The organism is Acinetobacter sp. UBA5984 (genome assembly GCF_002429925.1).
GTDB classification, from domain to species: Bacteria; Pseudomonadota; Gammaproteobacteria; order Pseudomonadales; family Moraxellaceae; genus Acinetobacter; species Acinetobacter variabilis.
Window position 1 is genome coordinate 15,361 of the sequence record NZ_DJBE01000053.1, and the last position, 24,420, is coordinate 39,780.

At 42.8% G+C, this 24,420-nt stretch carries 18 protein-coding genes and 1 pseudogene; 18 read left to right on the plus strand and 1 reads right to left on the minus strand.

The annotated features are described in order from the left end of the window. Positions 1 to 6: 6 nt before the first annotated feature. From B3J29_RS08360 to B3J29_RS08370, 3 genes are read left to right on the plus strand one after another with little or no spacing between them, the layout of a single operon-like run. Complete coding sequence (locus B3J29_RS08360) at positions 7 to 1,410, plus strand: UDP-N-acetylmuramoyl-tripeptide--D-alanyl-D-alanine ligase (protein WP_175966248.1); 1,404 nt, start codon at positions 7 to 9, stop codon at positions 1,408 to 1,410. After that, the gene (mraY, locus tag B3J29_RS08365) at positions 1,411 to 2,529 is read left to right on the plus strand and encodes a phospho-N-acetylmuramoyl-pentapeptide-transferase (protein WP_175966246.1); all 1,119 of its coding nucleotides are present in this window, start codon (positions 1,411 to 1,413) and stop codon (positions 2,527 to 2,529) included. Positions 2,530 to 2,587: 58 nt separating this feature from the next. Beyond that, positions 2,588 to 3,391: a putative RNA methyltransferase gene (locus tag B3J29_RS08370; RefSeq protein ID WP_175966244.1), complete on the plus strand. Its 804-nt coding sequence runs from the start codon at positions 2,588 to 2,590 to the stop codon at positions 3,389 to 3,391. Between the two features lie 58 nt (positions 3,392 to 3,449). On the opposite strand, the gene ponA is transcribed toward B3J29_RS08370, so the two are convergent. Beyond that, a complete protein-coding gene (gene ponA / locus B3J29_RS08375) occupies positions 3,450 to 5,978 on the minus strand; it encodes a penicillin-binding protein PBP1a (RefSeq protein WP_175966243.1) in 2,529 nt (842 codons plus the stop codon). 166 nt (positions 5,979 to 6,144) lie between these two features. Between ponA and B3J29_RS08380 the strand changes: the two genes are divergently transcribed. The 15 genes and pseudogenes from B3J29_RS08380 (at position 6,145) to B3J29_RS08450 (ending at position 24,398) form a co-directional block, all read left to right on the plus strand. Next, entirely contained in the window at positions 6,145 to 7,203 is a 1,059-nt protein-coding gene (locus B3J29_RS08380; protein WP_004787132.1) for a pilus assembly protein PilM, read from the plus strand. Further along, the gene (locus tag B3J29_RS08385) at positions 7,203 to 7,841 is read left to right on the plus strand and encodes a PilN domain-containing protein (RefSeq protein ID WP_004787129.1); all 639 of its coding nucleotides are present in this window, start codon (positions 7,203 to 7,205) and stop codon (positions 7,839 to 7,841) included. The genes B3J29_RS08380 and B3J29_RS08385 overlap by 1 nt, the downstream gene beginning before the upstream one ends. Continuing rightward, complete coding sequence (locus tag B3J29_RS08390) at positions 7,838 to 8,554, plus strand: type 4a pilus biogenesis protein PilO (RefSeq protein ID WP_175966241.1); 717 nt, start codon at positions 7,838 to 7,840, stop codon at positions 8,552 to 8,554. Before B3J29_RS08385 ends, B3J29_RS08390 begins: the two co-directional genes overlap by 4 nt. Beyond that, a complete protein-coding gene (locus B3J29_RS08395; protein WP_034169727.1) occupies positions 8,554 to 9,081 on the plus strand; it encodes a pilus assembly protein PilP in 528 nt (175 codons plus the stop codon). The genes B3J29_RS08390 and B3J29_RS08395 overlap by 1 nt, the downstream gene beginning before the upstream one ends. Positions 9,082 to 9,097: 16 nt before the next feature. Beyond that, a complete protein-coding gene (pilQ, locus tag B3J29_RS08400; RefSeq protein WP_175966239.1) occupies positions 9,098 to 11,263 on the plus strand; it encodes a type IV pilus secretin PilQ family protein in 2,166 nt (721 codons plus the stop codon). Positions 11,264 to 11,299: 36 nt separating this feature from the next. Further along, positions 11,300 to 11,836 (plus strand): shikimate kinase AroK, encoded by a 537-nt coding sequence (gene aroK, locus B3J29_RS08405; RefSeq protein WP_175966238.1) that lies wholly within the window; start codon positions 11,300 to 11,302, stop codon positions 11,834 to 11,836. Between the two features lie 28 nt (positions 11,837 to 11,864). After that, entirely contained in the window at positions 11,865 to 12,944 is a 1,080-nt protein-coding gene (gene aroB / locus B3J29_RS08410; RefSeq protein ID WP_261635296.1) for a 3-dehydroquinate synthase, read from the plus strand. Between the two features lie 12 nt (positions 12,945 to 12,956). Continuing rightward, on the plus strand, positions 12,957 to 13,808 hold the full coding sequence (locus B3J29_RS08415) for a hypothetical protein (protein WP_261635297.1): 852 nt from the start codon (positions 12,957 to 12,959) through the stop codon (positions 13,806 to 13,808). A gap of 450 nt (positions 13,809 to 14,258) precedes the next feature. Beyond that, positions 14,259 to 18,734 carry a glutamate synthase large subunit gene (gene gltB / locus B3J29_RS08420; RefSeq protein WP_261635298.1) on the plus strand — a complete coding sequence of 1,492 codons (4,476 nt, stop codon included), beginning with the start codon at positions 14,259 to 14,261 and terminating at the stop codon, positions 18,732 to 18,734. A 72-nt stretch (positions 18,735 to 18,806) separates the two neighbouring features. Beyond that, positions 18,807 to 20,228 carry an FAD-dependent oxidoreductase gene (locus B3J29_RS08425; RefSeq protein WP_261635299.1) on the plus strand — a complete coding sequence of 474 codons (1,422 nt, stop codon included), beginning with the start codon at positions 18,807 to 18,809 and terminating at the stop codon, positions 20,226 to 20,228. Positions 20,229 to 20,413: 185 nt separating this feature from the next. Then, positions 20,414 to 21,007, plus strand: coding sequence for a LemA family protein (locus B3J29_RS08430; RefSeq protein ID WP_414632202.1), 594 nt, complete (start codon positions 20,414 to 20,416; stop codon positions 21,005 to 21,007). A 36-nt stretch (positions 21,008 to 21,043) separates the two neighbouring features. After that, positions 21,044 to 22,087: a TPM domain-containing protein gene (locus tag B3J29_RS08435; RefSeq protein WP_414632203.1), complete on the plus strand. Its 1,044-nt coding sequence runs from the start codon at positions 21,044 to 21,046 to the stop codon at positions 22,085 to 22,087. Between the two features lie 6 nt (positions 22,088 to 22,093). Continuing rightward, a pseudogene (locus B3J29_RS08440) lies at positions 22,094 to 22,468 on the plus strand (TPM domain-containing protein); the annotation flags it as partial. A 212-nt stretch (positions 22,469 to 22,680) separates the two neighbouring features. Beyond that, positions 22,681 to 23,130, plus strand: coding sequence for a pilin (locus tag B3J29_RS08445; RefSeq protein WP_261635301.1), 450 nt, complete (start codon positions 22,681 to 22,683; stop codon positions 23,128 to 23,130). Then, positions 23,130 to 24,398: an O-antigen ligase family protein gene (locus B3J29_RS08450; protein WP_261635302.1), complete on the plus strand. Its 1,269-nt coding sequence runs from the start codon at positions 23,130 to 23,132 to the stop codon at positions 24,396 to 24,398. Before B3J29_RS08445 ends, B3J29_RS08450 begins: the two co-directional genes overlap by 1 nt. Positions 24,399 to 24,420 lie beyond the last annotated feature (22 nt).

Consider the following 24,420-nt stretch of genomic DNA (forward strand, 5'->3'; position numbering starts at 1 on the left):
TTTTACATGCATACTTCAACAACAAGTACCGTGCCTCTAGAGCCATGGACAATTGAACAGTTACAGCAAGCCACTCATGGTTATTGGCTGAATGATAAAAAACCTGAAGGTCAGATTAAGCGGATTTTAACTGATTCCCGTCATGCCGAAGCAGGGGATGTTTTCCTAGCACTTAAAGGTGAGCGTTTTGATGCACATGACTTTATTGCTCAAGTGGCTGAGAAGGGCTGTGGAATCGCGATTGTCAGCCAACCTGTTGACGCAGATATTTGCCAGCTAGTAGTTGAAGATACTCGTCTGGCATTGGGTCATCTTGGCACTTATCGTCGTCAGCAAAACTCACAGCTTAAAGTCATTGCCTTGACTGGTAGTAGCGGTAAAACCACGACCAAAGAAATGCTGGGTAGTATCCTGTCGCGTTTGGCACCGACTTTAGTCACTCGCGGTAACCTGAATAATGATTTGGGTGTCCCAATGATGTTGCTGGAATTGCGTGCTGAACATCAGTATGCAGTGATGGAACTGGGTGCAAGCCATCAGGGTGAAATTGATTACACTTCCAACCTGGTACAGCCACATGTGGCCGGTATCATTAATATCGGTACCGCACACTTAGGTGAGTTTGGTGGCCGTGATGGGATTTGTCGCGCCAAGTCTGAAATCTATTCGCATATTTTTGAAACTTCGATTGTGCCTGCAGCAGATGATTATGCCGAGCAAATCCGTGCAGCCGTCAAAACCGAGAAAACTTTGAGTTTTGGTCAGGGTGGTGACGTCTATGCAACTGACGTAGAACTACATCCGCAATCTGCGACTTTCACGCTAAATACACCACAAGGTACTAAAACCGTAAATCTACCATTTGCTGGTGAACACAATGTGCAAAACGCAACTGCAGCGGTGGCTTTTTCTTTGGCAATTGGTATTAGTCTGGATGATATCGTGGCTGGCCTTGAACAAGCTGTTGGTGCCAAAGGTCGTTTGAACTTTATACCGCATAAAGATTTTTTATTTATTGATGATACCTACAATGCCAATCCAAGCTCGATGCGTGCAGCGGCTGAAGTTTTAGCGCAGCAGCAGGGCATTCGAGTGATGGTGACCGGCGATATCGGTGAACTGGGTTCATCTGCTGCAATCGAGCATTATAAACTTGGTCGGGATCTGGTATCGGTCAAAGGCATTAATTTTGTGGTGGCTGTGGGTGAATTTGCTCCAGCTGCACAAGAAGGTGCACGTAGTACGCAATATGGTAAGAAAATGCAGGCTTTCCTGAATCAAGAGCAGGCTTTACCGTTTTTAATTGATTTGATTGAAACACATCATCCCCAGCCAATGTCTTTCCTGTTCAAGGGGTCACGTTTTACCCATATGGAAACATTGATGGCTGCATTGATGGAGAAACTCTAAATGCTGTTATGGCTATTTGATCATCTGGCGGGCTTTGATAGCACGTTTCAGGTGGTTCGTTATCTAACTTTACGTGCTTTGCTCAGCGTCTTGACCGCTATGACTATCGGTTTGGTCTTGGGTCCGATCATGATCCGTAAATTGCAGGCACTAAAATATGGTCAGGCAGTAAGTTCGTTTGCTCCTGAGAATCATGCCAAGAAAATGGGTACACCGACTATGGGTGGGGTGTTAATCCTGCTCTCGATCGGGATCTCCACCTTACTGTGGGCAGACCTGACGAATCCTTATGTCTGGATTGTGCTCTCGGTGATGGTGATTTTCGGCGCCGTGGGCTGGGCGGATGACTGGATTAAAATCCGTTATAAGGACAATGCCGGCCTACCTGCACGCAAGAAATTCTTCTGGACATCAGTGGGTTCTTTGGGTGCTGGTATTGCACTGTATGTGATCGCACAGCAGCAACCGAATCCGGTTGTGACTGCCAATATGCTGGATGTGCTGATTCCATTCTTTAAGGATCACACCATTCCATTGTCCGTGATTCCGCTGGGAATTGGCTTCATTATTTTCACTTACTTCGTGATTAATGGTGCATCCAATGCCGTAAATCTGACCGATGGCCTGGATGGTCTGGCGATCATGCCAATTGTTCTGGTTGCAGCAGGTTTAGGGGTATTTGCTTATCTGGCAGGCGATGTACGTTTCGCTAACTACTTACATATTCCTTATGTGAAATATTCTTCCGAACTGGTAGTCATCTGTGCTGCGATGATTGGTGCCGGTCTGGCATTCCTCTGGTATAACGCTCACCCAGCTCAGGTGTTTATGGGTGATGTGGGTGCGTTATCTTTAGGTGCAATGCTGGGTACAATTGCCGTGATGGTGCGTCAGGAAATCGTGTTTGCGATTATGGCAGGTGTATTCTTGGTGGAAGCAATTTCTGTATTCTTGCAGATTGGTTCACTGCGGATGCGTAATAAACGCGTTTTCTTAATGGCACCTTTACATCACCATTATGAAAAGAAAGGCTGGCGTGAAACTCAAGTCGTCATTCGTTTCTGGATTATTACAATTATGCTGGTAGTTTTAGGCCTAATGACCTTAAAATTACGCTAAGAAATGCATTTGAAAAAGTCGGCGCATGCCGGCTTTTTTGTTTTGGAGAAATTAAAAAATGAACTTACTGATGTGTCCTGTTTGTCGTGAGCAGTTACGCTTAAATGAACGTACATGGCGCTGTGACAATCAGCATAGCTATGATATAGCCAAGCAGGGTTATGTGAATCTGCATGTAGTGCAGCATAAACATAGTAAAAATCCGGGTGATACGCCTGAATCTGTGCAGGCACGCCGTGCATTTCTGAGCGCAGGTCACTATGCACCTCTGCAACAGGCTGTGGTCAAGAAAATCTGTGAGCTGCGGATTGAAAATCTGCTCGATATTGGTTGTGGCGAAGGTTATTACACCGATGCCATGCAGGCTGAAGTGATGCAATGTGTCGGTGTAGATATTGCCAAAAATGCAGTTCAGGTTGCAGCTAAACTGAATAAAGAAATTACCTGGGTGGTAGGGACAGGGGCGACCTTGCCGGTATTGGATCAATCCATTGATCTGTGTACCAGCTTATTTAGCCCAATTCCGAAACAGGAAATCTTACGGGTATTAAAGCCAAAATCTTATTTGATGGTGGTAACCCCTGCACCACAACATTTATATGCGATGCGTGAAGCCTTATTTGAGGAAGTAAAAGCACACGAGCCACATAAATTTGTTGAGCAGTTGCAGGATGCATTTAATCTGGTAAGTGAACAGGTGATTGATGCGCCAATGACTTTGGCTCAAGCAGATTTAAAAAACCTGATTACTATGACTCCCTATGCTTATAAAACCAAACCTGAACGCCGTCTGGCACTTGAGCAGCAGGATCAATTCGATTTAATGGCTCAATTCCAGATTTATGTATTTCAGAAGAAATAAATTTAAAATCCAAAAATAAAAAATCCCTCAATAATGAGGGATTTTTTATTGGTTCAGATTATTCAATTTCTTCAATCAAGTTTTCCAAAGGATCCACCACCCGATTTGGCTGTAGTGGCTGGTCTCTTGGCGCTACTCTTTCATCATCCGGTATGCGAATTTCCTGATCAGGTAAATCTTCAAAATCATTGCTTTGTCGTTTAGGTATCACAACCGGAGCAGGTCGATACAGAGGCGTCGCTAAAGGTGGAGACGACGGATCATGCTGTTCTTGCTCACCTTGTACTACTTTATTACGGTTAATTGGCGCCTTGGCATTACGATCCAGGCGAACCCAAGCTTCTGGTGTGCCTTTTAAGGCATTCCCCATAAAGTCGGTCCAGATTGGTAAGGCTGCCACGCCACCATATTCACGGCGACCTAAAGTTTTTGGCTGGTCGAAACCGACCCAGGCAACGGTGACTAGCTTGCCATTAAAACCTGCAAACCAGGCATCTTTGGCATCATTGGTGGTACCGGTTTTACCCCCAATATCGCTACGACCAATTCTTAAAGCAGCACGTCCCGTACCATGCTGAATCACATCACGCAGGATATTAGCCATATCATAAGCAGAGCTAGATTTTAGAATACGTTCTGCCTGACGGTAATTACTGTCTTCAGCCGAGATTTGTGGTGTCTCTGGTTTCTGTGCTAAGGTTTTGTTATTGATTTCAATTGCTTCATCATCAGGAGTGAGCGCGCCTGTTGGTTGAGGGCTTTCTTCCTGAGCATTAATACACGAGATGCAGGCATATTCAGGCTTAGCCTCAAAAATAGTCTTGCCATAGGGATCTTCGATACGCGTAATAAAATGTGGCTGAATCCGATAACCACCATTGGCGAACGTAGCATAACCAGTGGCCATTTGGATTGGTAAAACCTGAGGTGTACCTAGAGCAATGGTGTAGTTACGTGGAATCTGGTTATCCTGTAAGCCAAAATCCATAAATAACTGACGGGTACGCTCAATACCGACGGTTTGTAATAGGCGAACTGAAACCGTGTTACGTGACAGATATAAAGCACGACGTAAAGGAATCATCCCTAAATAACGACCATCCGAATTACGCGGACTCCATTTACCAATAGTAATCGGTGCATCATTGACCATGGTGTGTGGAGTCATACCACGTTCTAAAGCCAGAGCGTAAACGAAGGGTTTAATAGTTGAACCCGGCTGACGCCAGCCTTTGGTCGCACGGTTAAATTTGGATTGATAAAAATTATAACCACCGACAATGGCTTCAATGGCACCATTATTCGGGTTTAATGCAATTAATTGACCCTGTACCTGAGGTGTTTGTACCAGTGCCCAGGAACTTTTATTCTCATTAGGTCTTAAACGAACAATATCTTTAACTTTAACAATCTGTGATGCTCTGCTTGGTGCAGCACCTACACTGTTTGCACTACGATAAGGACGAGCCCAGGACATGCCTGACCAAGGCACAGTTACGGTTGTACCATCCTGCATCAATGCTTCAAAGCTATTATTGTTGACCTTAGTCACTTCAGCAGGGTAAGTGTTGGCATAGACACGGAAATTTTGCAGGGGCTGATCATGAGCCTCAGCACCTCGCCAGCCATGACGACGATCATAAGCTTCTAAACCATCCTGTACCGCCTGTTCAGCATAAGCCTGACGTTCACTGTGGATCGTCGTGTAAACTTTATAGCCTGAATCTATGGCCTGTTCACCAAAATTTTCTACCAGTTCAGAGCGAACCATTTCACCGACGTAGGGAAATTTGTTACGCGTACTGCGGTCAGGCATATCCAGTTTAATCGGTTCAGCAATGGCTTCCTGATATTGGCTTTGATTCAGATAACCCAATTGCAGCATACGACCTAAAATCCAGTTACGACGTTCCAGTGCACGTTTAGGATTGGCCACCGGATTGTAGCGAGAAGGTGCTTTAGGAAGACCGGCGATCATTGCCATTTGCGCAATCGAAAGCTCATCTAAACTTTTGTTGTAATAGATTTTGGCTGCTGCCGCGATGCCGTAAGCATTTTTTCCCAAGAAAATTTTATTGACATATAAAGTCAGAATTTCTTCTTTACTTAAATTCTGTTCTATTTTACGTGCCAGGAAAATTTCAGTTAGCTTACGCTTTAAAGTACGTTCGGGACTTAAATAGTAGTTTTTGGCGACCTGCATGGTAATGGTCGAACCACCAGTCTGTACATCAGAGCCAGTAATGGTTTCACTGACTGCACGTCCTAAACCTTTAAAGCTGATCCCGCTGTGTTCGAAGAAACTAGAATCTTCTGCAGCGAGGAAGGCGTGAATAAATTCTTTCGGAATCTGTTCATAATTCACAGGAACAGAAAGCTTGCCACCATACTCTGCAATGAGCTTATTATCTGAGCTAAAAACTTGTAAAGGCTTTAATAAAGGTGCCTTTTTAAGCGTAGACATTTCAGGCAAAGATGGGGCAATATAGAGATACATGCCATAGAAACCCATCGGAATTGAGATCAAAATAATGATAATGATCAAAAAAAATGGATGAACAAGGCCTGAACAAGATAGCTTTTTCATAACAAGTAAGTTTTAATAAGAGCTAATGGCAAACTAATTACCGGTCAGTATATCCTTTAGATATACATATTGTTAGATGAGTTATTGTATCTGTATAAAATTATAGGCCGGCACAGATTGGTGAGTTTGTTTTTATTGGGGATAAAAAAATAATAGGAATTGTATTGTGCGCAGGTTATATCGTAAGCCAAATAAGGGGTTAATAGGAGTCGATATTAGTTCGACTTCTGTTAAAGTTTTAGAGCTCTCTGTAAAGAACGGTCGGTACTGGGTAGAAAGTTATGCTTTGGTCCCACTACCAGAAAGTAGTGTCGTTGAAAAAAACATTTTAAATCCAGAAGCGGTGGGTGATGCGTTGGGGCGTGCGATTAATTTGGCCAATACCCAGTCCAGTCAGTCAGCTTTTGCGATTCCAACTTCTATGGTCATCACCAAAATCATCGAAATGGATGCCGATATGTCGGATGATGAACGTGAAGTTCAGATTCGTGAAGATGCTGAACAATATATTCCTTTCCCACTTGACGAAGCCAGCCTGGACTTCGAAGTTCTGCCAGACCGTTTAACCAATCCGAACCGGGTCAATGTCCTGTTGGTAGCGACCCGAATAGAAAATGTTGAAGCGCGTTCTGAAGTACTGCAAATTGCCAATCTTAATCCAAAAATTGCAGATGTCGAAAGTTTTGCATTAGAAAATGCATTCAAGGTGTTTTCGGATACCTTACCGATGGGGGTAAATACTGTCGGGATCCTGGATATTGGTCATAGTATGACGACCTTATCCGTCATGCAGAATAACAAGATCATTTATACCCGTGAGCAGGTTTTTGGTGGCAAACAGCTGACTCAGGAAATCCAGAACCGTTATGGATTGTCTTTTGAGGAAGCAGGTCGTGCTAAAAAAACCCGTGCCTTACCGGATGACTATGACATCGAAGTGCTGGAACCTTTTCTAGATGCAGTCGTGCAGCAGGCAGCGCGTTCATTACAGTTCTTCTTCTCTTCATCTCAGTTTAACGAGATTGACCATATTTTATTGGCAGGGGGGAATGCCAATATTCCAGGTCTGGCAAAACTATTACAGCAAAAACTCGGCTACCGGGTCACGATTGCCAATCCGTTCCTGCAAATGGGCTTTTCTCCTCAAATTGATATTAAAAAAATTGAAAATGACGCGTCCTCACTCATGGTTGCATGTGGTTTGGCATTGAGGAGTTTTGATTAATGGCAAAGATTAACTTACTCCCTTGGCGCGATGAGCTAAGAATTAAAAGAAATAATGAATTTGTAGCGATTTGTGCCGGGGCACTTTTTCTAGGATTGGCAGCAGCAGGTTCAACCTGGTTCTATTACGATCAAAAACTTCAGGATCAGGAACAGGCCAATCAGCTGGTGATCAGTACTAACCAGAATCTGGATGTACAGCTGAAAGCATTGGATGGTTTACAAGACCAGCGTAATGCAATTGTTGAACGTATGAAGCTGATTCAGGGTTTACAGACTCAACGGCCGATCGCAGTTCACCTGATTGATGAAATTGTACGGGTCACACCAAGCAATATGTACATTACCAAATTCCAGCGTACCGGCGATAAATTCACCATTGAAGGTAAGGCGGAAAGTCCGAATACAGTGGCTGAATTGCTACGTAATCTGGAGGCTTCTACCTGGTATCGTAATGCATTTATGAATGCTTTCCTGGTTGCTGAAGAACCAAAAGATAAAGCGCCATCATCAGTGATTCCTCGAGTGGAAGAATCTTATGGCAGCTTTACGGTCACGGTTGATCTGGATCAAATCGCTGAGCCAACACTTAAAGAAGGACAAACACCAGTCACAACTACAGCGGAGGCATCATCATGAGTAATGACGGATTCGATGAATTAAGCCAAGACGTAGGGACTGTTCCTAGAAAAAAAATGACAGTTGAAAAGTTCTTTCAACAATTCAATACACTAGATCCAAATAATTATGGTAGCTGGCCATTATCAGTCAAAATTACCTGCTGGATCTTTATTGTTATTCTGGTTTTTATGCTGGGGTATTTCGGGTTTATTCGCGGCAAGATAGAAGCAATTTCACAAGCCAGTGCTCAAGAACAAAACCTGTTAAATGAATTCCGGGAAAAGGAATCCAAGCTGCGTAATTTACAGCAGTATCAGATTCAGTTGCAGGAGATGGAAGCACGTTTTAATCAGCAATTGGAACAATTGCCGAAAGAAACTGAAATTCCTGGTCTGGTTGAAGATATTAACCTGAGTGGAGTGAACTCCGGACTGAAATTCAAAAATATTCGTCTGGAACCTGAAATCAAGCAGGAATTCTTTATTGAACAACCAATCGCTATTGAAGCCACTGGGGATTATCATGCCTTTGGTTCTTTTGTGAGCAGTATTGCAGGACTTTCGCGCATCGTTACACTGCATGACTTCACCATTACAGGGACTGAAAATAAAGAAAAGAAATCTGAAATTCCTGTCATTGATTATGTGGTAAAAGCGAAAACCTATCGTTATGTTGGTAATGCAGATGCTTCATCTACTCCAGCCACAACTGATACGCAGGGAGCTCAGTAATGAATATCATTAAAATTACTTCAGCTTTAACGCTCGGATTTTTATTGGTGGGCTGTGAATCAAGAATTGATGCAGTCAATCAGGAAATGGCCAATATTCGTAATCAACCGCCATTACCGATTGAACCGGCGCCGGATTTTATTCCGACAGAAATGTTTAATTACGCAGCTCATCAGCTGAAAAGTCCTTTCCTGCCAAGCTCTTTAGCAGCCGAATTGAAAATTATGGCAGGTAAGCGAGTTTATCCCAACTTGTCACGCCAATTACAGCCTTTAGAAAGCTATCCACTCGAAACCTTAAGCATGAAAGGTAGTATGCGGAATCAGGCGGGGCAGATTCTGGCTCTAATTCAAACGCCTGATGGGGAAATTGAACGGATACAACGTGGCAGCTATATGGGACTTAATCATGGTCGTGTAACGAGAATTACGCCGACACAGATTGACTTGATTGAGATTATTCCAGATGGCCGTGAGGGATATGTGGAACGTCCACGAAGTCTGGTTTTGATTGGACCAGCGCCATAAGTTTTAAGGAATAAAAATGAATAAGAGTATTAAAGAATTTATTTTTGGGGATGCTAATACAATGAATCATGTGTTTCGTCAGTTTTCTATGGGGGCTGTCGCGATTGCTGTGATGCAAGCAGCGAGTGCGCAGGTTTCAATGACCAATGTGGTACCAATGCAGATTCCTGGACAGGGAACTGAAATCCGAGTGATGTTTAATGGTCTGCCACCTCAGCCTCAAGCCTATCAGCTGGAATCTCCATCACGTCTGATTCTGGATTTTAATGAGGCACAACAAAATCTAAAACAGTCTAGTATTCCAGTTGCGACTGCTGAAGCCAGTTCAGTGGATGTTAGCTCAGATGCACAGCGTTCTCGACTGACGGTGAATCTCGCTAATGCAGGTGCATTTACGACACGTGTGGAAGGCAATACCTTTATTTTAAAAATTAATTCTGCTACTCCAGTTGCTATTGCTCAGCCTGTACAACAGCAGGTCGTTCAAGGGATTACCAATATTGGTTTCCAGCGGGGTGCGCAAGGTGAAGGACTGGTGGTAATTGATCTGGCAGGTCAGAACACACCAGTCGATGTACAGCAGCAGGGAACCAAAGTGATTGTGCGGACTCTGGGCTCCAAGATTCCGGCACATTTGACCCGACGTTTGAATGTGAATGATTTTGCCACGCCTGTTTCAACCGTAGATGCAGTCAACCAGAATGGATCAGGCATGATTACCATTCAGTCTGCGGAAAGCTATGAATATATGGCTTTCCAGACAGATAATAAGCTGACTATCAGTTTGAAGCGTCCAGAAGTTAAAGGGCCTTTACGTCCTAAATCAGTCGCTTATACAGGTAAGAAGATTTCTCTAGATTTTCAGGATATTGAAGTCCGTCGAGTTCTACAGTTATTAGCCGATTTTACCGATATCAATATGGTTGCTGCAGATAGCGTACAGGGTAATATTACCTTACGCCTCAAGGAAGTTCCTTGGGATCAGGCTTTAGATATTGTATTAAAAACCAAAAATCTGGATAAGCGTCGTAATGGTAATGTGATCTGGATTGCACCAGTGGCAGAATTAATTAAGGCTGAAGAGGAAGAAGCTAAGGCCTTAAAGCAAAGTGTTGCACTTGCGCCGATTCAAACTGAATATATGCAGCTCAGTTATGCAAAAGCAGCAGATATTGAAAAACTGATTACTCAAAATAAGAGCGCATCAGGATCAGGGAGTTCGAATGGCACGAGTAACAATGATGATAGAGAAAGTTTATTAAGTTCACGTGGCTCTATCTCTATTGATGCCCGTACCAATACGATTATTGTGAATGATACCCAGCCTTTCATTGATAAAATCCGTAATATGGTCGATCTGCTTGATGTGCAAGTGAAACAGGTGATGGTTGAGGCGCGTATCGTTCGTGCAACTACTGACTTTACCAAAGAAATGGGTGTGAAATGGGGAATCCTGTCTCAAGGGATTACCAATAATAATCACCTTCTTGTGGGGGGGAGTGACACTACCCTATGGGATTTGAGAGACCCTCAGGAAAGTGATCTAGGCGGATTTACCTATGATATTCAGCGCCCAGATAACCTGAATGTAGATTTAGGGGTAACCAGTCAAGGGGCTAGCCGTATTGCTTTTGGCTTAATTAGCCTTTCGGATTTTATGCTGGATCTTGAACTTTCTGCGCTACAGGCAGACGGTTATGGTGAAGTGATTTCTACGCCAAAAGTGCTCACTGCTGACAAGCAAAAAGCGACTGTGGCATCTGGTTCCCAAATTCCTTATCAGTCTTCAGAAGGCGGTGGTGCTAATGCAGTGTCGACTACAGAGTTTATTGATGCAACTTTAAGTTTGGACGTTACACCAAGTATTACGCCAGATGGCAAGGTGCAAATGGAGTTGAATATAACCAGTGACTCACCAGGAAATCCGACACCAACTGGACAGTTAACCATTAATAAAAACCAGATCAATACTAATGTACTGGTTGATAATGGTGAAACAGTGGTGTTAGGTGGTATTTTTGAGCAAGAAACTCGAAATGCGCAAACTAAAGTTCCTTTCTTGGGTGATCTACCTTATTTAGGTCGTTTGTTCCGTAAAGATGTTAAATCAGATAACAAGCGTGAGTTGCTGATTTTTGTTACACCTCGAATTGTTAATGACAGTGTTTCAAGAAATCATTAATATATTTTGAATTTAACAAAATGAATAGGTGACTCCTTGCCAAGCAAAGAGTTTGAAACCCTGCCAAATATCTATTTGGTAGGGCCGATGGGGGCCGGTAAAACAACAGTAGGACGACATTTAGCAGAACTGTTAGGACGAGAATTTCTGGACAGCGATCATGAAATTGAGCGGAAAACAGGGGCTACGATTCCCTGGATCTTCGAAAAAGAGGGTGAAAAGGGTTTTCGTCATCGTGAAACTGTTGTAATTGATGAGTTAACCTCACGTCCACAGTTGGTACTTGCGACTGGTGGTGGTGCAATTACTCAGGCTCCTAATCGGGATTATTTAAAGCAGCGAGGCATCGTTGTTTATCTTTACACTCCAGTTGAAATTCAGCTTCAGCGAACCTATCGCGACAAAAACCGTCCCTTGTTACAAGTCGAAAATCCTGAACAGAAACTCAGAGATTTGCTTGCATTACGGGATCCGTTATACCGGGAAGTCGCACATTACATCATTGAGACCAATCAGGGAGCTGCACGAGATCTGGCGCAGCGTATTCTGAATCTCATCCTTCCAAAAAAATAAGTTCAGTTGAAAAAGTGGTTATCCCCTCATGAAAACCTTATATGTCGAACTCGGTGAACGTCGTTACCCTATTTTTATTGGTAGTAACTTGAATCCTCAGGAATTGCTTGAGTCCTATATTCATGGCAAGCAGGTGATGGTTGTCAGTAATGAGACGGTGGCACCACTCTATCTGGATCGCTATAAGGCTGCATTGAAAAATTTGGGTAAAACTGTGGCGACCTGTATTTTGCCGGATGGTGAGAAATACAAAAATATTGAACATCTAAACCTAATTTTTGATGCATTGCTTGAGGCAGGCTTTAACCGCGACTGTACGGTTCTGGCACTCGGTGGTGGTGTTATTGGAGATATGGCCGGCTTTGCCTCTGCCTGTTTCCAGCGTGGTGTCTATTTTATTCAGGTGCCAACAACGTTACTTTCTCAAGTGGATTCTAGTGTAGGAGGTAAAACCGGCATTAATCATCCACTGGGTAAAAACATGATTGGTGCTTTCCAGCAGCCACAAGTGGTGCTGGCAGATATGTCGCAGCTATCTACGCTGCCAGATCGTGAGCTATCTGCCGGTTTGGCTGAAGTGATTAAATATGCCTTGCTCGGTGATGAAGAATTTCTGGTCTGGTTAGAAGCCAATATGAAAGGTCTTATTGCTCGTGATGAGCAATTGCTGGCTGAAGCGGTTTATCGTTCTTGTGCGCATAAAGCCCGTATTGTAGCGAATGATGAAAAAGAGCAGGGTGAGCGTGCTTTACTTAATCTCGGTCATACTTTTGGTCATGCGATCGAGTCTTATCTGGGCTATGGTGAATGGCTACATGGTGAAGCTGTAGCAACCGGTATGGTAATGGCAGCAGATTTATCCCATCGCATGGGTTGGATTTCATTAGAAGACCTTGAGCGTACAAAAAAAATCATTTCTCGTGCGCAATTACCGATTGTTTGTCCTAAAATCCCACTTGACGATTTCCTAGCTTATATGGCTCACGACAAGAAAGTTTTAAATGGGCAGCTTCGTCTTGTATTATTGCAGCAACTTGGAAAAGCGATCATTACTCGAGACTTTGATATCGAGTTGATGCAACAGGCGATTTTAGCTCATCAGGCATAGGTTTAAATTTTTATGACAGCATTACGTACCCCTTGGCAAAAGATTCAGCATTACTTCTGGCTGGTCTGTGGCGTATGCTGTCTATTTGCTGCCTTGGTTTTTTGGGCTATTACCGATACAGATGAAGTGGTAGAAGTAGAGAAGAAGCCGGAAACGGAAGTTGAATTACAGATTCAACCAGAAAAAGTGGCCTCAATGACCCATCTTGGTGCACTTTCTGATGAAGTTAAGCCTCTTGATCTCAATACTCGAATTGTTGTCAATGTTAGTCATGAGCCTGAATTTCGTGGAACCAAATATATTGGTGAAGTAAAAAAACAGCATGCGATTGAGCTATTTCGTGTAGGTAATGAAGCCATTCTAAAAACCTTCCTAAAAAAGCAGCAGGATCGTAAGCCTTTTGTTTATTTAAGGCTTTCAGGTGAGAACCAGCCTGAACAATATGTATTGTTATATGGCCTGTATAAAACCGCAGCAGAAGCTCAACAGGCTTTATCAGCGCTCAACCTCAATCTGCCTAAATCCGTCCAGCCTAAAGTTGTGGCCATGCAACAATATGCCAGTCTGGTCAACAGTATGGGTTCGGAAGAACTGGCAAGTAATCAAAAACTTTATGAAATTCAGTTGAAAAATGTACCTTTACCGAAAGTTGATGAATCCGTACAGATAAGACCGAAAGCTCAACCTTCAGCGCCTGTGGTCACGCCTAAAGAAAGCACTACAAGTACCACGATTGTTCGTCGTGATCAGGAAGGTAATGTAGTGGATGTACAGAAATCTCAAAGTCAGGTCGAAGGAAGTCCGCGCTCATCAAATGGCAATGCTCGACCTCAAGAAAACGAGATTAGTGATCCATTTAACTAGGCCGGTCTAAAATAGCGCACAGACACTTTATCTTTATTATAAATGTGCGCTTTTGGTGCAAAAAATACGCACCATAAATAATCATAATTTTCCTTTTGTAGGCTAAATCTTTGTCATTTGTGTTGTTTTGATTTTTGCTCCTTAAGTTGGCATGAAATTTGCTTTATTGGTGCATGAATTGAATTAATCTCCCTGTTTTGGCGCGAAAATGATTCGATGAATAGGCGTAATTGTCATCTTTGTTGCTTATTTTTATCTTATCCATCAGCAAAATGAATGTTATTTTTCATGCATTCCGTCTGAAAAAGGATTATGTTGAAAAGATACTCAATGATATTTTGCTCTATAAAGCTGCTTAGCTTGCGGAGCAAATCAGACAGTCACGCACAGCAGAATTTAGATTGTTTAATAGCCTATCGGGCTTAGTGAAAAGAAGGGTACGCTATGCACATGCCATCGCCTAATAATGTAGCTCCCGCTCAAGGTTTATACCAACCGGATGAGTTTAAAGATAACTGTGGTTTCGGTTTGATCGCCCATATGCAGGGTGATGCCAGTCATGATCTGGTCAAGACTGCAATTCATAGTCTAAGTTGTATGACCCACCGTGGCGGTATTGCTGCTGATGGCAAGACCGGTGATGGTTGTGGTCTATTGCTGGCAATGCCTAAAGAATTCTTCCGTGAAGAGGCCAAACGCTTAAGCGACATTACCTTAAGTGAGATTTTTGCTGTAGGTACAGTATTCCTGAATCTGGACCCAGCATTAGCCGCACATGCAAAACAAGTCCTGACGAAAGAAATTGAAGAAGAAGGCTGTCGCGTTATCGCATGGCGTGTTGTACCGACGAATAATGATGCGCTTGGTGAGATTGCAATGCAGTCTCTACCAGCTTTTGAACAGATCATCGTGAACTGCCCAATCGGTGTGACTGAGGTTGAATTCAACCGTAAATTGTTCCTTGCGCGTCGTCGTGCTGAACAGCAGTTAACCAGTGATTCATACTTCTATGTGACGACCTTATGCTCAACTGTAATCAGCTATAAAGGTCTGATGATGCCAGCAGCGATTGCTGACTTCTATACTGACCTGGCTGATGAGCGTCTGGCATCACATATCGTGGTCTTCCACCAACGTTTCTCTACCAATACATTGCCACGCTGGCCACTAGCTCAGCCATTCCGTTACCTGGCGCACAATGGTGAGATCAACACTATTACGGCTAACCGTAACTGGGCAATGGCGCGTACGCCTAAATTTGAAAACCCATTACTGCCAGGTCTGACTGAGCTGAATCCAATCGTAAACCGTACTGGTTCAGATTCATCTAGTCTGGATAACATGCTGGAAATTCTAGTTGGTGGTGGTATGGATCTGTTCCGCGCGCTACGTATGCTGGTTCCACCTGCTTGGCAGAACGTTGAAACTTTAGATGCTGACTTACGTGCATTCTATGAGTTCAACTCTAAACATATGGAAGCATGGGATGGCCCTGCTGGTTTAGTTATCCAAGACGGTCGTCATGCGATCTGTATGCTGGATCGTAACGGCTTGCGTCCGGCACGTTGGGTCATCACTAAAAATGGCTACATCACACTGGCTTCAGAAATCGGTGTATGGGGTTATGAACCTGAAGATGTCATTTCTAAAGGACGTGTAGGTCCTGGCCAAATGCTGGTGATCGATACTTATACCGGTAAAGTACTAGATACTCAGGATGTGAATAATCACCTGAAACGTATGCGTCCGTACCGTGAATGGTTACGTGAAAATGCTGTACGTCTACAAGGTAGCCCTGAGCTGGAAGAATATCTATGTGAGCGAGGCTTGAAAGGTGACAACCTGAAAGCGGCACAGAAAATGTTCATGGTAACTTTCGAAGAACGTGACCAGTTGCTGCGTCCAATCGCTGAAAGCGGTCAGGAAGCTGTGGGTTCTATGGGTGATGATACCCCGATGGCGGTTCTGTCACGTCAGGTACGTCATGTTTCAGACTATTTCCGTCAGCAGTTCGCTCAGGTAACGAATCCGCCAATCGATCCATTACGTGAATCGATTGTAATGTCACTAGAAACCTGTTTAGGTCGTGAACAAAACGTTTTCGAACAGGGCCCGGAACATGCAGACCGTCTGATTATTTCAAGTCCGGTTCTGTCTAATTCAAAAATGCATCAGATCCGCACGCTAGGCCGTACAGGTTATGAGATTGCGGATATTGATCTGAACTATGCTGAAACTGAAGGCTTAGAAGCTGCGATTGCTCGTATTTGCGAAGAATCAGCGCAAGCGATTCGTGACGGCAAAACTTTATTGGTACTTTCAGACAAGAAAATCCGTGAAGGTTTCTTGCCAGCCAATGCTGTGATGGTCACTGGTGCAGTACACCATCATCTGATCAATACTGGCCTGCGTACTGATGCCAACCTGATTGTTGAAACCGGTTTTGCACGTGATCCACATCAATTTGCCGTTCTGCTTGGCTTTGGTGCGACAGCAATTTATCCATACCTGGCATATGACGTGATCAATGATCTGGTGGCTAAAGGTGAATTGCTGGGTGATCCGGTATATGCGCAAAACAATTTCCGTAAGGGGATTGAAAAAGGCTTGCTGAAAGTCCTGTCTAAGATGGGTATTTCAACAGTGGCTTCTTATCGTGGCGGTCAGCTGTTTGAAGCAGTTGGTTTATCCAATGAAGTTGTGAACAAATGCTTCGTAGGTGTTCCGAGCCGTATTCAAGGTGCAACTTTTACTGACCTTGAGAATGACCAGAAGCAACTGGCAGATTTAGCCTGGAAAAACCGTAAGCCAATTGATCAGGGCGGTATGCTGAAATTCGTCTTCGGCAAGGAATACCATGCGTTTAACCCGGATGTGATTAACTCACTGCATAAAGCAGTACGTTCTGGTAATTATGCTGACTTTAAAGAATATGCAGAGCTGGTAAACAATCGTCCGATTGCAACCATTCGTGACTTATTCAAGCTGAAAACTGACAATTCAATTCCGGTGGATCAGGTTGAGTCTGTAGAAGATATCTTGCCTCGTTTTGACTCTGCGGGTATGTCTTTGGGTGCACTATCTCCTGAAGCACATGAAGCGATTGCGATTGCCATGAACACCATCGGTGGTCGTTCTAACTCTGGTGAGGGCGGTGAAGATCCAGCGCGTTATGGCACGATTCGTAACTCGAAAATCAAACAGATTGCATCCGGACGTTTTGGTGTAACTCCAGCGTACTTAACATCAGCAGAAGTACTGCAAATTAAAGTAGCTCAAGGTGCAAAACCAGGTGAAGGTGGTCAGTTGCCAGGTGGTAAAGTGAACGGCTTGATTGCCCGTTTACGTTATTCAGTTCCAGGTGTGACTCTGATTTCACCACCACCACACCATGATATCTATTCAATTGAAGATTTATCACAGTTGATCTTTGACTTGAAACAAGTTAATCCACAAGCGATGGTATCGGTGAAACTGGTATCTGAACCGGGTGTAGGTACGATTGCGGCAGGTGTTGCGAAAGCGTATGCCGATTTCATTACTATTTCTGGTTATGACGGTGGTACAGCAGCATCTCCATTGTCTTCGATTCACCATGCGGGTTCTCCATGGGAATTAGGTTTAAGTGAAGCGCATCAAGCACTTCGTGTAAACGACCTGCGTGGCAAAGTACGCGTTCAGACTGATGGTGGTTTAAAAACTGGTCTTGACGTGGTAAAAGCAGCGATCTTGGGTGCAGAAAGCTTTGGCTTCGGTTCGACTCCAATGATTGCTTTAGGCTGTAAATACCTGCGTATCTGTCACTTGAATAACTGTGCGACCGGTGTTGCGACTCAGCAGGATCATCTGCGCCAAGAGCACTACATCGGTGAACCTCAAATGCTGATCAACTTCTTCACTTTCATTGCTGAAGAAACTCGCGAATGGTTGGCGGCATTGGGTGTATCTAGCCTGAAAGACCTGATTGGTCGTACAGATTTGCTGGAAATCCTGCCAGGTGAAACTGACAAACATGCTCACCTTGACCTAAGCAAACTGCTTGAGTCACATCCAGCAGCAGAAGGCAAAGCACAGTACTGTGAAGTACAGGGTAATGAACCATTCGATAAAGGTATTCTGGCTGAGAAGATGGTAGAAGAAATTCTTCCAGCAATCGAAGCAGGTACAGGTGGTGAATATAGCTTCACAGTAGGTAACTGTGACCGTTCAATTGGTGCACGTCTGTCAGGTGAAATTGCCAAACGTTATGGCAACCTGAGTATGGAAGCACATCCAGTTAAAGTAAATCTGACTGGTACAGCGGGTCAGTCACTCGGTGTCTGGAATGCCGGTGGTCTGCATCTCAAACTGGAAGGTGATGCGAACGACTACGTGGGTAAAGGTATGGCAGGTGGTCGTATCTCGATCTTCCCGCCAAAAGGTTCTCCGTTCCAGACCCAAAATACTGCCATCATTGGTAACACCTGTCTGTATGGTGCGACTGGTGGTAAATTGTTTGCTGCGGGTACTGCAGGTGAGCGTTTTGCAGTTCGTAACTCAGGTGCCTTTGCCGTGATTGAGGGTGCAGGCGATCACTGCTGTGAATACATGACTGGCGGTATCGTGACCGTCTTGGGTAAAGTAGGCCATAACTTCGGTGCAGGTATGACCGGCGGTTTCGCTTATGTATTGGACCTGGACAATGATTTCGTAGATCATTACAACCATGAGTTGATTGAACTGAACCGTATCTCAACTGAAGCGATGGAAGAACATCAGACCTTCTTGCTTCGCATTTTAGATGAACATATTGCAGAAACAGGTAGTGCTTGGGCGTACAAGATCCGCCATGAGTTTGATTTCTATAGTCGTAAGTTCTGGCTGGTAAAACCAAAAGCAGCTAACTTATTGACCTTGTTGAAAACAACTCAAGCTGATCCACAATAATTCCACTACTGCAGATATAGGCAGACCTAAGGTAATGCGAATAAAGCCTTGGGTCTACCCACGGAGAGAGAGATGGCAGAGCGCCTAAATAATGACTTTCAATTCCTGGATGTCGCACGCCAAGATCCAGAGAAAAAAGAGATTGACGTCCGCAAAGCAGAATTTGTGGAAATTTATAAACCTTTCACAACAGAAGTGGCTGCAAATCAGTCACATCGTTGTCTAGGTTGTGGTAACCCGTACTGTGAATGGAAATGTCCGGTTCATAACTACATCCCAAACTGGTTGAAGTTACTGGCAGAAGGTCGTATTTTCCAGGCAGCAGAACTTTGTCACCAGACCAATACTTTGCCAGAAGTCTGTGGCCGTGTTTGTCCCCAAGATCGTCTATGTGAAGGTGCTTGTACCTTAAATGATGGTTTTGGTGCAGTCACAATTGGTAACGCTGAAAAATATATCAATGACACCGCTTTCGCTTTAGGCTGGCGTCCAGATATGTCTCATGTGAAATGGACTGATAAAAAAGTGGCCATCATTGGTGCGGGTCCTGCTGGTTTAGGCTGTGCTGATATTCTGGTACGTAATGGTGTTAAACCTGTTGTATTTGATAAACGTCCTGAAATTGGTGGTCTGCTGACTTTCGGTATTCCAGAATTCAAGATGGAAAAAGACGTGATGAAACGCCGTCGTGAAATTTTCACAGGCATGGGTGTTGAATTCCGTCTGAATACTGAAATTGGTATAGATGTCACCATCGACCAGTTACTCGCTGACTATGATGCTGTCTTTATGGGTATGGGAACATACACTTATATGAAAGGTGGCTTTGCTGGTGAAGATCTGGATGGCGTCTATGATGCACTAGATTTCCTGATTGCTAACGTGAACCGTTGTCAAGGTTGGGAAAAAGACCCATCCGAATACATCAGCGTTGAAGGCAAGAAAGTGATTGTCCTGGGTGGTGGTGATACCGCGATGGACTGTAACCGTACTTCAATCCGTCAAGGTGCTGAGTCAGTGGTTTGTGCTTATCGTCGTGATGAAGCGAATATGCCGGGTTCACGTCGTGAAGTAAAAAATGCGCGTGAAGAAGGTGTGGAATTCCAGTTCAACCGTCAACCTATCGAAATCGTGGGTGAAAATGGCAAAGTGACTGGCGTAAAAGTGGTAACGACTCAACTGGGCGAACCAGACAGCCGTGGCCGCCGTAGTCCAGAACCAATTCCAGGTTCAGAAGAAATTCTGCCTGCAGATGCGGTATTGTTGGCATTTGGTTTCCGTACCAGCCCTGCAGACTGGTTCACTGATGTAGAAATCAACCTGGATGGTTCTGGTCGCGTACTTGCAGCTGAACAACAGCAATACAAATTCCAGACTTCAAATCCAAAAATCTTTGCCGGTGGTGATATGGTTCGTGGTTCTGACCTGGTCGTGACTGCGATTTGGGAAGGTCGTCAGGCAGCAGAAGGTATTCTGGATTATCTTGACGTCTAATCCGCTCCTTATCATTTTTAGAAAGACCCGCATTCAGCGGGTTTTTCTTTTTCTCAAGAAAATGGAGGGCTGCTAGAACGCTAAGCAGAGGAAAGAAAAAATTATAAAATTTAACAATACGGTTGAAAATTATGTTTAAAATCAAATTAATTAAATAAATATCAATAAAGAATTGAGGATAAAAGATGATCCCTGAATTAAAAAAATCTTTCATTGCTCTGATGTTAGCCAGTACCCTGACACTTACAGGTTGTGGCTATAACACCTTACAAGTTAAGGATGAGGCTGTAACTGCGGCATGGTCTGAAGTACAAAACCAGTACCAGCGTCGTGCTGACTTAGTGCCCAATCTGGTCAATGTCGTCAAAGGCTATGCTGCTCATGAAGAGCAGGTGTTAACTGAAGTGACTCAGGCACGCGCCAATGTTGCAGGCTTGAAAGTCGATCGTGAAGTGCTGGAAGACCCTGAACTGTTCCAGCGTTATCAGGAAGCTCAGGCACAAATGACTAGTGCCTTATCGCGTTTATTGGCCGTAACCGAGAATTATCCTGATTTGAAAGCTAATGAGCAGTTCCGTGACCTGCAGGTACAACTTGAGGGTACTGAAAACCGTATTGCGGTAGCACGTAACCGTTATATTACCACTGTACAAGATTTTAACTCTTATGCACGTCAGTTCCCGCAGGTGATGACGGCCAAAGTCATTGGAATGGATACCAAGCCAAACTTTAGTGCAGAGCAGAGTGCGCAACAGGCACCTAAGGTTTCATTTGATTAAGCTTGATCTTGGGTAATCACTAATAAGGTGGCTGCAATGATGCATATGAGCGCTGTAAAACTTTGTACAGGTATATTCCTTAGCCTCATTATGAGCCTGATGAATCCTGCCTGGAGTGAAATAGCAACGGCAACCGATATAGAAGAAATGATTGTTGCACGTGAAATTTTACAGCCTAAGACGAATACTACAGATCAAAATGTAGAATCTACGGCTACAGCACCGCAGCCCCAAATTACCAATGATATGGCAGAAGGTCAGGCTCAGCGCGACTTGCCCAGCATGAATGAGCCGGTGATTGATCAGGCAAATTTATTAACGGCAGCAGAAAAACAGCAACTTAGCCAACGAATCATCAATCTTTATCAGGCAGGTAAGGCTCAGATCGGCGTGGTGATTGTCCCTACTACTGGACAGGAAGATATTTTTGACTATTCCATGCGTGTGGCAGATCGTTGGCAACTGGGATCAAAAGAACACGATAATGGCTTATTGATGACCATTGCGGTAAATGACCGTCGTATCCAGATTTTAACTGGATATGGATTAGAAGGTGTTCTGCCAGATATTGTGGCTGGACGAATTATTAATAACAAAATTACACCTTTGTTTAAGCAGGGTCAGTATGCGCAAGGGATAGATGCTGGGCTGGCAGAAATTGAGCGTATTCTAAATCTGGATCCAGAAATTGCAGCTCAAGCAGCGGCTGAGCTTAAAGAACGTCAGGAGCAGGCTTATAAAGCGCAGCAAGCATCTCATGCGACTTTTGGTTCGGTTATTTTTATTATCATCGCTGGTGTCATTGGTTCCATGATCTTTGGCAGGAAGCTGAGTGCGGCCACTGCTGCAGTAGCGGGTACCACAGCTGGATTAGTCAATGGAATGGGATTGGTTGCTAGCCTATTAATTGGTGCTGGAGTCTTCTTTTTGCTCGTGACCTCACTTGCTCAGTTGATCCTGCATGCTTTCATGGCAGGTGGAGGTCGTGGCGGTGGTAGTGGACGTGGTGGTTTTGGAGGCGGCGGCTTCGGTGGAGGCGGCGGTGGTTTTGGTGGGGGAGGAGCATCAGGCTCATGGTAACAACNNGAGATTCAGGTGGTGATTGAAGGCTGTCTGCCTTCACGATCTGCTTATTATCAAGATACCTTATGTCGTGCCCGACAACTCTTTGCCGAGCTTAGTGTCTGGGATACTGAATATAATAGTGGAGTGCTGCTTTATTTGAATCTCTGCGAGCACAAGGTTGAAATTGTGATTGATCGGGGAATTAAGAAGGCCACGACCCAGCAAGTTTGGGATGAAATTTGCCAAAATATTATTCAGCATTTAGTCCAGCAGAAGTTTAAAGAAGGGGTAATTGAAGGTATTAAACAGATTGGAAAAGTTTTAGATCAGTACTATGATCGTAGAATAGATGATTTAAAGAATGAATTAGGGAATAAACCAATCATTCTAGGGTGATTTTAGTCAACTAACTGACAATTTTTGTCAGTTATTTACACAAAATAAAACATAAAAATAACGAATTGAAAAATATTTTTTTAAACTGCTGTTTTTTCTTTCAAAATTATTATAATAAAACTTGGCACACTTAGTGCTTAATATAAAATTAAGCTAAATGAGCTTTTTCTTTAAGCTTATAAATAAACAAAAAACATTTGTGGAGAATGTTTATGAACGCTCAAAAAGGTTTTACCCTTATCGAATTAATGATCGTTGTAGCGATCATTGGTATTTTGGCTGCAATTGCGATTCCTGCTTATCAAGACTACACCGTTCGTGCACGTGTTTCTGAAGGTATTACAACCGCTTCTGCTATGAAAGCTACTGTATCAGAAAATATTTTAAATGCAGGGGCTTTGGTAACAGGTACACCTAGTACAGCTGGTTCTGCATGCGTTGGCGTTACTGAGATTTCTAGTGGTACAGGTAATGTAGCTTCTGCAACTTGTGGAGCTAGTAAGCCAGGACAAATCATTGTAACAATGAATGCTACAACAGGAAAGGGTGTTCCTGTATATTTGACACCATCATATAGTGCTTCTGCAGTTAGTTGGTCTTGTTCGACTACAGCAGGTAATGAAAAATATGTGCCTTCAGAGTGTCGTAAAGTTGGAACCTAATGCCTAACTTTAGTAAGCATCTAAAAAATAAAGAGCTTTTTATAGCTCTTTATTTTTTATCATTTATTTTGGGTCTTTCAATACATATAAGTTCAAATTTTTATAATGAATCACGAGTTCTTGAGACTTTTCTTTTATTAAGCTTAGTCTTTAACAAAAAATCACACCTCACAAAAATTGAATATATTATTATTATTATTATTATTATTCACTTCTTTTTTATAAGAAATAGCCAATTTATTATTTTTGAAATATTGCTATATTACCTTCTTTATAAAGCATTTTTGATTATTAATTATAATGAGTTGTTAGCAAAATTTATTATTTGGATTAGTTTTTCAATTTTTTTCATGTTGCCAATAGAGATTGTAAAATATATACATACTAGTTTATATGCCAATTGGTATCCAACACCTTGGAATATTAGAATATATAATAGTTACTTTTTAGTATTTTCTATTTTTTCTGTTTGGTTTTACTTAAAAGAAGAAAAATTTAAAAATATTTATTTATTTTTTTTATTTTTGGCATTCTTATCTATTCTTTTAGATGGCGGTCGTTCAGCAACTTTAGCGTATAGTATTTTTATTGCATGCATATGCATGTTTAACCGTACAGCACGACTGAAAATATTATTAACATATATAGCCACATGGTTAACATATTTTTCTATTCTATTTTTTTCAAGCAATCCAGCTTCTGGTGTAAGATCAATTGCTAGAGAGTCAACGAGTGGACGTTATGAGCTTTGGGTAAGTGCATTTCAGTGCTGGTTACAAAATCCACTCTTTGGATGCGGATTTTATCAATTAGATTTGTATTCAGGTATAATTCCCGCGCATCCACATAATTTATTCATACAGATTCTAACTGAAACAGGGTTGGTCGGTTATAGTTTTCTTGTTTTAGTGGTTTGGAATATTTTAAAAAGACTAAAATGGAATCTTAAAAAAAATTATTTTGTAATTTCTGCTATTATAGCAGTAAGTATAGACTTATCTTTTTCAGGCATACATATTTATCCTATTACCCAAATTGCTCTTTTGTGGTTATTCGTTTTTCTGCTGAAGAATCCTGAATTTGAGCATGCAGCTTCTTTTAATCAATTAGCTTATGAAGCTTCAAAAAACTCTCAAATTTTTGGGATTATTGTTTATATTTTAATTACTTTAGCTTTTATTTATTTATTCTTTCATACATCTGCTTTATCTGAAATTTTACCATCAACTCCACCCCGATTTTGGGAATATGGCTATCGACTATTTTAAAATGAATAGTATAGCGAGGTTG